The organism is Xanthomonas sp. NCPPB 3005 (genome assembly GCF_041228095.2).
GTDB lineage: Bacteria > Pseudomonadota > Gammaproteobacteria > Xanthomonadales > Xanthomonadaceae > Xanthomonas_A > Xanthomonas_A bonasiae.
Genome location: NZ_CP166096.2, coordinates 3350526 through 3361665, shown reverse-complemented (window position 1 = coordinate 3361665; position 11140 = coordinate 3350526). Strand labels below are relative to the sequence as shown.

The 11140-nt window shown below is 68.3% G+C and carries 7 protein-coding genes; 5 read left to right on the top strand and 2 right to left on the bottom strand.

The features are described 5' to 3' along the window. Positions 1-102 precede the first annotated feature (102 nt). The 5 genes from AB8810_RS14585 (at position 103) to AB8810_RS14565 (ending at position 8264) form a co-directional block, all read left to right on the top strand. On the top strand, positions 103-1725 hold the full coding sequence (locus tag AB8810_RS14585; protein ID WP_179563996.1) for a glucoamylase family protein: 1623 nt from the start codon (positions 103-105) through the stop codon (positions 1723-1725). Then, positions 1722-3035 (top strand): sugar ABC transporter substrate-binding protein, encoded by a 1314-nt coding sequence (locus tag AB8810_RS14580; RefSeq protein WP_369914035.1) that lies wholly within the window; start codon positions 1722-1724, stop codon positions 3033-3035. The genes AB8810_RS14585 and AB8810_RS14580 overlap by 4 nt, the downstream gene beginning before the upstream one ends. Further along, complete coding sequence (locus AB8810_RS14575) at positions 3032-3913, top strand: carbohydrate ABC transporter permease (RefSeq protein ID WP_369914034.1); 882 nt, start codon at positions 3032-3034, stop codon at positions 3911-3913. The genes AB8810_RS14580 and AB8810_RS14575 overlap by 4 nt, the downstream gene beginning before the upstream one ends. Further along, positions 3910-4746, top strand: coding sequence for a carbohydrate ABC transporter permease (locus AB8810_RS14570; RefSeq protein ID WP_191824603.1), 837 nt, complete (start codon positions 3910-3912; stop codon positions 4744-4746). The genes AB8810_RS14575 and AB8810_RS14570 overlap by 4 nt, the downstream gene beginning before the upstream one ends. Positions 4747-5120: 374 nt before the next feature. After that, the gene (locus AB8810_RS14565; RefSeq protein ID WP_369914033.1) at positions 5121-8264 is read left to right on the top strand and encodes a discoidin domain-containing protein; all 3144 of its coding nucleotides are present in this window, start codon (positions 5121-5123) and stop codon (positions 8262-8264) included. Between the two features lie 125 nt (positions 8265-8389). Here AB8810_RS14565 and AB8810_RS14560 read toward each other — a convergent pair whose 3' ends face one another. Both AB8810_RS14560 and edd read right to left on the bottom strand, forming a co-directional pair. Further along, the gene (locus tag AB8810_RS14560) at positions 8390-9046 is read right to left on the bottom strand and encodes a bifunctional 4-hydroxy-2-oxoglutarate aldolase/2-dehydro-3-deoxy-phosphogluconate aldolase (protein WP_179564002.1); all 657 of its coding nucleotides are present in this window, start codon (positions 9044-9046) and stop codon (positions 8390-8392) included. A 97-nt stretch (positions 9047-9143) separates the two neighbouring features. Continuing rightward, entirely contained in the window at positions 9144-11060 is a 1917-nt protein-coding gene (gene edd, locus AB8810_RS14555; RefSeq protein WP_206228498.1) for a phosphogluconate dehydratase, read from the bottom strand. Positions 11061-11140 lie beyond the last annotated feature (80 nt).

The following is an 11140-nucleotide window of genomic DNA, read 5'->3' as shown; positions in this document are numbered from 1 at the left end:
TTTGCCGCGGCCACCCCGGAACGTTTAGGGTGGTCGCGGCGAGGCGGGAAGTAGGATAATTTCGCACATGCATGTAAACGATTTCACAGGGGTGTCGAAGGCATGAAACTGGGCAGCGTCGCACGCTCACCATTGGTCCTGCTGCTGGCGGCGGCAGCGCTGCTGGCATCCTGCAAGAAAACCGAGGAGCCCTCCGTAGCGGACAAGAAGCCGGTAAAAGTGATCTTGATCGAAGCGGAACTTCCCCCCAAGCTGGTCAAACCCGAGTTGCCGCCGCTGTTCGACGACATCGAACGGCGCACCTTCCAGTTCTTCTGGGACACCACCAACGAGCAGAATGGCCTGGCGGTCGACCGCTACCCGTCGCGCCCGTTCGCCAGCATCGCCTCGATCGGGTTTGCGCTCACCGTCTATCCGATCGGTTACGAGAACGGCTGGATCAGCCGCGAGCAGGCGGTGCAACGCACCCTGACCACGCTGCGCTTCCTGCGCGACGTGCCGGTCGGTCCGCAGCGCACCGGCCGCGCCGGCTACAAGGGCTTCTACTACCACTTCCTGGACATGCAGAAAGGCCTGCGCTACGACCAGTGGGTGGAGCTGTCGAGCGTGGACACCGCGCTGCTGATGATGGGCGTGCTGTTCGCGCAGTCCTACTACGAAGGCGACAGCGCCGACGAGAAGGAGATCCGCCAGATCGCCGACACGCTGTACCGCCGCGTGGACTGGAAGTGGATGCAGCAGCGCACGCCGCTGATCACGATGGGCTGGTACCCCGAGCGCGGCTTCATCCAGCACGACTGGATGGGCTACAACGAAGGCATGATGGTCTACCTGCTGGCGCTCGGCTCGCCGACCCATCCGGTGGAACCCGATGCGTGGCTGGAGTGGACCCGCACCTACAACAAGGACTGGGGCGTGTACTACGGCCAGGAATACCTGGCGTTCGGGCCGTTGTTCGCGCACCAGTACAACCACGTCTGGATCGACTTCCGCGACATCCAGGACCAGTACATGCGCGAGCACGGCATCGACTACTTCCTCAACAGCCGCCGCGCCACGCTCGCGCAGCGCGAGTACGCCATCGACAATCCGATGAAGTGGAAGGAGTACGGCGAGAACGTGTGGGGCCTGACCGCCAGCGACGGCCCGCAGAACACCACCCAGGACTACCGCGGCGAACAGCGCCAGTTCTTCCACTACCGCACCCGCGGCGCCGGATTGTTCGAAGCCTTCGACGACGGCACCATCGCGCCGACCGCGGCGGTGTCCTCGATCGTGTTCGCGCCGGAAGTGGTGATCCCGGCGACCCAGGAGATGCACAAGCGCTTCGGCGACTACATCTATTCCAGCTACGGCTTCCTGGATTCGTTCAATCCCAGCTTCAACTACGATATCCCGCTCAAGACCGGGCGCATGCTGCCCAACCGCGGCTGGGTCGCCGGCGACTACATCGGCATCGACCAGGGCGCGATCGTCACCATGATCGCCAACTACCGCAACGAGTTCGTCTGGAACGTGATGAAGAAGAACAAGTACCTGCGGACCGGCCTGGAGCGCGCCGGCTTCAGCGGTGGCTGGCTGACCCCGGAGGGCGAGACCCAGCCGTTGCCGAAGAAGGACGAGCAGGCGGCCACGGCCCGGGCGCTGGGCATCGCCGAGTCGCGCGCCGCGTCCGCCGAAGCGCAGCCCAATCCCGCGCAGCGCCAGCCGCAGAATCCGCAATGAGCGCCGTGCGGACGATGCGCCGGTACGTGACGCTGGGCATGCTGGTGCTGGCCGTGTGCGGTTGCGCGCGCGCGCCGCAGGGCGAGGTGGTGCGGTTCTGGGCGATGGGCCGCGAGGCCGAGGTGGTGGCCGAGCTGATCCCGGAGTTCGAGAAGGAGAATCCCGGCATCCACGTGGACATCCAGAACATCCCGTGGACCGCCGCGCACGAAAAGCTGCTGACCGCGTTCGCCGCCGACGGGTTGCCGGACGTGTGCCAGCTCGGCAACACCTGGATCCCCGAATTCGCCGCGCTGGACACGCTGCAGCCGCTGCAGCCCTACGTGGACAAGTCCAAGATTGTCGATCCGAAGGACTACTTCGCCGGCATCTGGGACACCAGCGTCATCGACGGCCAGCTGTACGGGGTGCCGTGGTACGTGGATACGCGCCTGCTGTTCTACCGCAAGGACATGCTGAAAGAGGCCGGCGTGGAAAAGCTGCCGCAGACCTGGGCCGAGTGGGAGCAGGCCATGGCGGCGGTGAAGAAGCACGTGGGGCCGAAGCGCTACGCGATCCTGATGCCGATCAACGAATTCGAGCAGCAGCTGTCGCTGGGCCTGCAGCTGGACGATCCGCTGCTGCGCGACCACAACAACTACGGCAACTTCCGCAGCCCCGGTTTCCGCAAGGCGCTGGGCTTCTACGCCAACATGTTCGAACAGGGCTGGGCGCCGAAGATGTCCGAGACCCAGATCTCCAACGTGTGGGACGAATTCTTCAACGGCTTCTACGCGTTCTACATCTCCGGGCCGTGGAATATCCGCGAGTTCCGCAAGCTGGAGCCGGCGGCGCTGAAAGGGCAGTGGGGCACCATGCCGCTGCCGGGCCCGAGCGGCCCGGGCGCCGGCATCGCCGGCGGCACCAGCCTGGTGATCTTCCGCAAGTCGCAGCAGAAGGACGCGGCGTGGAAGCTGATCGAGTTCCTGTCGCGACCGCAGACCCAGGCGCGGTTCCATGCGCTGATCGGCGACATGCCGCCGCGGCGCAGCACCTGGGAGTACCCGTCGCTGGCCAACGATCCGTTGGCGCACGCGTTCCGCGACCAGCTGGAGCGGGTCAAGCCGGCGCCGAAGGTGCTGGAGTGGGAGCGCATCGTGCAGGAAATGCGGCTGGTCACCGAGCGCGTGGTGCGCGGCGGCGAAAGCCAGGAGAAGGCGGTGCAGGACCTGGACAAGCGCGTGGACGAAATCCTGGAGAAGCGGCGCTGGATCTACCAGCAGCAGCATCCGCAGGCAGCGGCCGCAGCGGCTGCGGGAGCGGCGCCATGAAGCGCGGTTCCCTGGCCGGCTGGCTGTTCGCCGGGCCGGCGCTGATCGTGATCGGCGTGTTCTTCGGCCTGCCGGTGCTGTCGGCGCTGGCGCTGAGCGTCACCGACTTCGACCTGTACGCGCTGGCCGACAGCAACCACCTGCGCTTCGTCGGCTTCGGCAACTACATCGAGTTGCTGCAGACGCAGATGTTCTGGAAGTCGCTGTGGAACACCACCTACTTCGTCATCGTCGGCGTGCCGTTGTCGATCGGCGCCTCGCTGGGCGCGGCGCTGCTGCTCAATGCGCCGGTGGCGCGGTTCAAGCCGCTGTTCCGCACCGCGCTGTTCGCGCCGGTGGTGACCACGCTGGTGGCGGTGGCGGTGATCTGGCGCTACCTGTTCCACACCAGCTACGGCCTGGTCAACTACGGCCTGAGCCATCTGGGCATCGGCCCGATCGACTGGCTCGGCGACCCGCACTGGGCGATGCCGACGATCATGCTGTTCGCGGTGTGGAAGAACTTCGGCTACAACATGGTGATCTTCCTCGCCGGCCTGCAGGGCATCCCGCAGGACCTGTACGAGGCTGCGCGCATCGACGGCGCGTCGAAGTGGCGGCAGTTCCTGCACATCACCCTGCCGATGCTGGGTCCGGTGCTGCTGGTGGTCGGGGTGATCACCGTGTCCGGCTATTTCCAGCTGTTCGCCGAACCCTACGTGATGACCCGCGGCGACCCGCTGCAAAGCACGGTCAGCGTGCTGTACTTCATGTTCGATGAAGGCTTCAAGTGGTGGAACCTCGGCCGCGCGTCGGCGGTGGCGTTCCTGCTGTTCCTGATCATCCTGGGAGTGACCTCCGTGATGCTGCGCTTCGGCCGCAAGAAGGACCTGGTATGAGCCGCGAAATCGGCGCGTCGCGCTGGAACACGCTGCTGGTCAACGGCGGGCTGCTGGTGCTGGCGCTGATCAGCCTGGCGCCGCTGCTGTGGATGGTGTCGGTGTCGTTCATGCCGGCGGGGCAGGCGAGCCGCTTCCCGCCGCCGATGCTGCCGACCGGCCCGACCCTGGCCAACTACGGCGAGCTGTTCTCGCGGACCGGCATGGCGCGCAACTTCGCCAACAGCCTGCTGGTGTCGTGCGCCATCACCTTCGGCTCGCTGCTGATCAACACCATGGCCGGCTACGCCTTCGCCAAGCTGCGCTTCGTCGGCAAGGAGCGGATCTTCCAGATCCTGCTGGCGGCGCTGGTGATCCCGGCGCAGGTGGCGATGCTGCCGCTGTTCCTGCTGATGAAGCAGCTGCACCTGGTCAACAACTTCGGCGGGGTGGTGGTGCCGGCGCTGGCGACGGTGTTCGGCATCTTCCTGGTGCGCCAGTACGCGCGCTCGATCCCGGACGAGTTGCTGGAGGCCGCGCGCATCGACGGCGCCGGCGAGCTGCGCATCTTCTTCCAGATCGTGCTGCCGATGCTCAAGCCGGTGCTGGTGACGCTGACCATCTTCACCTTCATGGCCGCGTGGAACGACTTCATGTGGCCGCTGATCGTGCTGACCGACCAGGAGCACTACACCCTGCCGGTGGCGCTGGCGGCGCTGTCGCGCGAACACATCATGGACGTGGAGATGATGATGGCCGGCGCGGTGGTGACGGTGATCCCGGTGCTGGCGCTGTTCCTGGCGCTGCAGCGCTACTACATCCAGGGCTTGCTGCTGGGTAGCGTGAAGGGGTGAGGGAACGCGCTTGCGAGCCACTGGCTCGCGCGTTCCCGAACGCCCGGCCATGGATGGCCGGGCCGGACGTTCTGGAGTGCGAGTGTTACGCCATGGATGGCAGCGGTTCTGCCGATCATGGAGCGCCATTGGCGCGCCTTGCGCCGAACGCCTGGCCGCGATGGTCAGGCCGGGTTGTCCGAAGCCGGTATGCTTCGCCAGGGACGGCATGGCGTATGCACTGGTGCGGGGTGTGCGACTCGCAGGTCATGGTGGACGCGCACCTGTAGGAGGGGCTTCAGCCCCGACGCCGTACCGGTAACGCGTCGGGGTTGAACCCCCTCCTGCAAAAAGCCAACGACACAACGGGGACGAGGTTCATGACGGGAGCGGCGATGACGAGCAGACGGTGGACGATGGCCATCCTGGGCCTGGCGGCGGCGCAGGCCTTTGCCGCGGTGCCGACCGCGCCGGTAGCGCTGGACAGCTTCAACAATCTCGACAACTGGCAGATCGTCGTCTCCAATCAGGTCACCGCCTCGACCCGGTTGGTGCAGGCCGCCAGCGGCGGCCGCGCCAAGGCGATCTGCCTGGACTACGACTTCAACGGCGTTTCCGGCTACGCCGGGATCCGCCGCGCGATCCCGATCGACTATCCGGACAACTACCAGCTCGCATTCCAGCTGCGCGGCGATTCGCCGAGCAACGACCTGCAGTTCAAGCTGGTCGACGCCAGCGGCGACAACGTGTGGTGGGTCAACCGGCCGCGCTACGACTTCCCCAAGCAGTGGAGCACGGTCAGCTTCAAGAAGCGGCAGATCGACAAGGCCTGGGGACCGAGTCCGGACAAGGAACTCAAGCACAGCGCGCAGGTCGAGTTCACCATCTACAACCAGGTCGGCGGCAAGGGCACGGTGTGCTTCGACCAGCTGACCCTGACGCCGCTGCCGCCGCAGGACACCTCGCCGCTGACGGTGAAGGTCAGCGCCGACACCGCGCCGGCGCTGGAGCAGCGCATCGCCGACGGCAAGCCCGACACGGTGTGGTACAGCGGCAACGCCAAGACCCAGACCATCATGCTCGACCTGGGCAAGGTGCGCGAGTTCGGCGGCGCCAAGGTGCAATGGGCGCCGGGCGTGTATGCCTCGCGCTACAAGCTGCAGGGCTCGGCCGACGGCCGCAGCTGGCGCGAGCTGCGCACCGTCACCGCCGGCAACGGCGGCACCGACTGGTTGCCGATGCCCGAAACCGAGGCGCGCTACGTGCGCATCGACTTGGAGGACGGCCCCAGCTTCCGCTACGGCATCGCCGACATCGCGCTGCAGCCGCTGGCCTTCGCCGCGACCCCGAACGACTTCGTCAAGTCGGTGGCGGCCGATTCCACCCGCGGCTGGTTCCCGCGCGGCTTCAGCGGCGAGCAGCCGTACTGGACCATCGTCGGCCTGGACGGCGGCCGCGAACAGGGCCTGGTCGGCGAGGACGGCGCGATCGAAGTGGGCAAGGGCGGTTTCAGCATCGAGCCGTTCCTGCTGCTGGACGGCAAGCGCCTGAGCTGGGCCGACGTGAAGACCGCGCAGAGCCTGCAGGACGACTACCTGCCGATCCCCAGCGTGGACTGGAGCCACGACAATGCCGGCCTGCGCATCACCGCCTTCGTGCAGGGCACGCCGGAGCAGGCGCAGCTGGTGGCGCGCTACCGGCTCAGCAACCCGAGCAAGAAGCCGCACGACTACACCCTGGCGCTGGCGGTGCGGCCGTTCCAGGTGAACCCGCCCAGCCAGTTCCTCAACACTGTCGGCGGGGTCAGTCCGATCCATCTGCTGGCGTTCGACGGCGGCCAGGTGCAGGTCAACGGCGAGCCGCGCGTGTTCGCGGTGCAGAAGCCCGACGCGGCCTACGCCACGGCGTTCGACGCCGGCATCGACATCGAGCGCCTGGCCGCCGACAGCGCCGCGCTGCCGCAGCAGGCGTCCGACGCCGACGGCCTGGCCTCGGGCGCGCTGCTGTACCGCGGGCGCCTGGCGCCGGGCGAAGTGCGCGAAGTGGCCTTGCTGATCCCGCAGACCGGCGCGCAGGCGCTGCCGTCCGGGTTCGATGCGGCGCGTGCGCAACAGCTGGTGGCCGAGCAGTGGCGCGAGAAACTGGACCGGGTGCAGCTGAGCGTCCCGGCCGAGGGCAAGGCGCTGGCCGACACCTTGCGCACCGCGCTGGCGCACATGCTGATCTCGCGGATCGGGCCACGCCTGCAGCCGGGCACGCGCTCGTACTCGCGCAGCTGGATCCGCGACGGCGCCATGATTTCCGAAGGCCTGCTGCGCCTGGGCCGCGCCGACGTGGCGCGCGAGTACCTGGAGTGGTACGCGCCGTACCAGTTCGCCAACGGCATGGTGCCGTGCTGCGTGGACGACCGCGGCAGCGATCCGGTGCCGGAGAACGACAGCCATGGCGAACTGATCTTCGGCGTCGCCGACTACTACCGCTACAGCGGCGACCGCGCGTTCCTGGAAAAGATGTGGCCGCACGTGCTGGCCGCGTACGAGTACATGGAACAGCTGCGGCTCAGCGAGCGCACCGAGGAGAACCGGGCGCGCAATCCGGCGTTCTACGGGATGATGCCGGTGTCGATCAGCCACGAAGGCTATTCGGCCAAGCCGATGCATTCGTACTGGGACAACTTCTGGGCGCTGCGCGGCTACAAGGACGCGGTGGAGATCGCCGCCGAGCTCGGCCGCGTCGACGATGCGGCACGCTTCGCCGCCGCGCGCGACGAATTCCGCCAGGACCTGTACGCCTCGCTGCAGACCGCCACGCAGCAGCACCACATCGATTTCCTGCCCGGTTCGGCCGAGCTGGGCGATTTCGATCCCACCTCCACGACCATCGCGCTGGCGCCGGGCGGGGAGCAGGGCCGGCTGCCGCCGCAGCTGCTGGGCAACACCTTCGAGCGCTATTGGGGCGAGTTCGCCAGCCGCCGCGACGGCAAGCGCGAGTGGAAGGACTACACCCCGTACGAATGGCGCAACGTCGCCGCGTTCGTGCGCCTGGGCTGGCGCGAACGGGCCTGGGACGCGACCCAGTTCTTCTTCAAGGACCGCGCGCCGCAGCCGTGGAACCAGTGGGCCGAAGTGGTCTCGCGCACGCCGCGCAAGCCGTTCTTCGTCGGCGACCTGCCGCATGCCTGGGTGGCGTCGGACTTCGTGCGCTCGACGCTAGACATGTTCGCCTACGCGCGCGACATCGACGACAGCCTGGTGCTGGCGGCCGGCGTGCCGGCGGCCTGGTTCGACGGCAAGGGCATCGCGATCCAGGACCTGCGCACTCCGCAGGGCGAACTGAGCTACCAGCTGCGCCGGCAGAAGAATCGCCTGACCCTGGGCATCAGCGGTGGCCTGCGCGTGCCCAGCGGCGGCCTGGTGCTGCCGTGGCCGTATCCGGGCGAGCCCGGGCGCACCTTGGTCAATGGCGAAGCGGCGCAGTGGGAAAATGGCGAGCTGCGGATCCGTTCTTTGCCGGCGGATGTGCAGATCGAGGTGCGGTGAGGCCGGGATTCGGGAGTCGGGATTAGGGAGTCGTAACAGCAAAAGCAAAAGCAAAAAAAGCGCCGGCATGCCGGCGCTTTTTTTGTTCGTTTCCCGATCGCGGGGAGCCGGGCTTTAGCGAATCCCTAATCCCGAATCCCGCGGACAATGGCCGCCGCCTTCGCCGCGCTCTCGCGCACCTTGTCCCACTCGCCATTGGCCAGCCAGTCCTTCGGCACCATCCACGAGCCGCCGATGCAGACCACGTTCGGCTGCGCCAGGTACTCGGCCGCGGTGCTTTCGCCGATGCCGCCGGTGGGGCACAGCTTCAGGTCCGCCAGCGGACCGGCCAGGCCCTTGAGCATCGCCAGGCCGCCGACCGCGGTGGCCGGGAACAGCTTGCAGACGCGGAAGCCGCGCGCCATCAGCGCCAGCAGTTCGGTCGGGGTGGCCGCGCCCGGTACCACCGGCAGCGGCGCCCGCGCCAGCGCGTCGGCCAGCGCCGGCGGCGTGCCCGGGGTGACGATGAAATCGGCGCCGGCGTCGATCGCCTGCTGCAGCTGGGTTTCGGTGAGCACGGTGCCGGCGCCGATCTTGATGTCCGGCAGTTCGCGCTTGAGCATCGCCAGCGCGTCCATCGCCACCGGCGTGCGCAGGGTCAGCTCGATCGCGGGCAGGCCGCCTTCGAGCAGCGCGGCGGAGACGCGGCGCGCCTCGTCCAGGCTGTGCACGGTCACCACCGGCAGGATGCCGGCGGCGCGCAGGAGCTGTTCGGCGGTGTTCTGGTGTTCGGCAATCGTCATGGCAATCTCGTAGTCGCGAAGATGGCGGGAGTGCATCGGCCGCAGGCGGCCGACGCGGGGGTGGCGTGGCGCCGGTGGCGCCGGTCGGGCCGCAGGCTTACGCGTCCTTCGCCTCGTGCGGCGCGTCGGCGGCCTCGCTGCTGCGGCCCAGGTCGTACTCGGCGTCGTAGTTCCAGTCGTCGCCGTCGGCGGCCGGCGGGCCGCAGGAGATCGACATCGCGCCCTGGTCGGCGGGACCGACCACGCGGCGGTTGATCGCGAACAGGTTGCGGCCGAGGTCGTGCGCAGCCGGCGCGGTGTTCGGCGCCAGTGCGCGCGCCGCCCATTCGGCGGCGTCCACCAGCACTTCCAGGGTGCCGGCTTCGCCGTCCAGGCGCACGATGTCGCCTTCGCGCACGCGCGCGATCGGGCCGCCGCGCGCCGCTTCCGGCGTCACGTGGATCGCCGCCGGGAACTTGCCCGAGGCGCCGGACAGGCGCCCGTCGGTGACCAGCGCCACGCGCCGGCCCTGGTTCTGCAGCAGGCCCAGCAGCGGCGCCAGCGAATGCAGTTCCGGCATGCCGTTCGCGCGCGGGCCCTGGTAGCGCAGCACCACCACGAAGTCGTGCGGCAACACGCCCGCGGCGTGCAGCTTGTTCAAGGCCTGCGGCGCGTCGATGACCACCGCCGGCGCCTCGATGGTGCGGAATTCCGGCTTCACCGCCGACAGCTTGATCAGCGAGCGGCCGAGATTGCCGCGCAGCAGGCGCAATCCGCCCTGCGCTTCGAACGGATTGGAGGCCGGGCGCACCACGCTTTCGTCGGCGCTCTTGGCCGGGCTCGGCACGTAGGCCAGCGCGCCGTTCTGCACGCACGGCTCGTCGCCGTAGGCGCGCATGCCGCCGGGCACGATGGTGGCCAGGTCGTCGTGCATCAGCCCCGCGTCCATCAGCTCGCGGAACACGAATCCCACGCCGCCGGCCGCGGCGAAATGGTTCACGTCGGCCTCGCCGTTGGGATACACGCGGGTCAGCAGCGGCACGATCTGCGACAGTTCGTCCAGGTCGTCCCAGGTCAGCACGATGCCGGCCGCGCGCGCCACCGCCAGCCAGTGGATGGTGTGGTTGGTGGAGCCGCCGGTGGACATCAGCGCGACCGCGGCGTTGACGATCGCGCGTTCGTCGATCAGCCGGCCGAGCGGGCGGAAATCGCTACCCAGCGCGGTGATGCGCAGCGCGCGCTCGGTGGCCTGCTGGGTCAGCGCGTCGCGCAGCGGCGTGCCCGGATTGACGAACGAGGCGCCGGGCAACTGCACGCCCATCGCTTCCAGCAACACCTGGTTGGAATTGGCGGTGCCGTAGAAGGTGCAGGTGCCGGGCGCGTGGTAGGACGCCGATTCGGCGGCCAGCAGTTCCTCGCGGGTGGCCTGGCCGGCGGCGTAGCGCTCGCGCACTTCGGCCTTCTGCTTGTTGGGAATGCCTGGGGTCATCGGCCCGGCCGGCACGAACACCGCCGGCAGGTGGCCGAACGCCAGCGCGCCGATCAGCAGGCCGGGCACGATCTTGTCGCACACGCCCAGGTAGAGGGTGGTGTCGAACATGTCGTGGCTGAGGCCGATCGCGGTGGCCTGGGCGATCACGTCGCGCGAGAACAGCGACAGCTCCATGCCGGGACGGCCCTGGGTCACGCCGTCGCACATCGCCGGCACGCCGCCGGCGACCTGCGCGGTGGCGCCCAGCGCACGCGCGGTGCTGCGGATGATCTCGGGGTAGTGCTCGAACGGCTGGTGCGCCGACAGCATGTCGTTGTAGGCGGTGACGATGCCCAGGTTCGGGGTGATCCCGCCTTCCAGCCGGCTCTTGTCGGTCGGGCCGCAGGCGGCGAAGCCGTGCGCCAGGTTGCCGCAGCTCAGGCGGCTGCGGAACGGGCCGTCGCGCAATGCGGCATCGATGCCGGCCAGGTAGGCGCGCCGCGACGGTACGCTGCGTGCGCGGATGCGTTCGGTGATCGCGTGGATTTTCGGATGCAGGCTCATTGGCTGAAGTGGCTATGAAGTGTGGGGGTGGCGTCGCATAACGGAGCGAGGAACTCGGACAAACCGGGACGGTGGCAGCG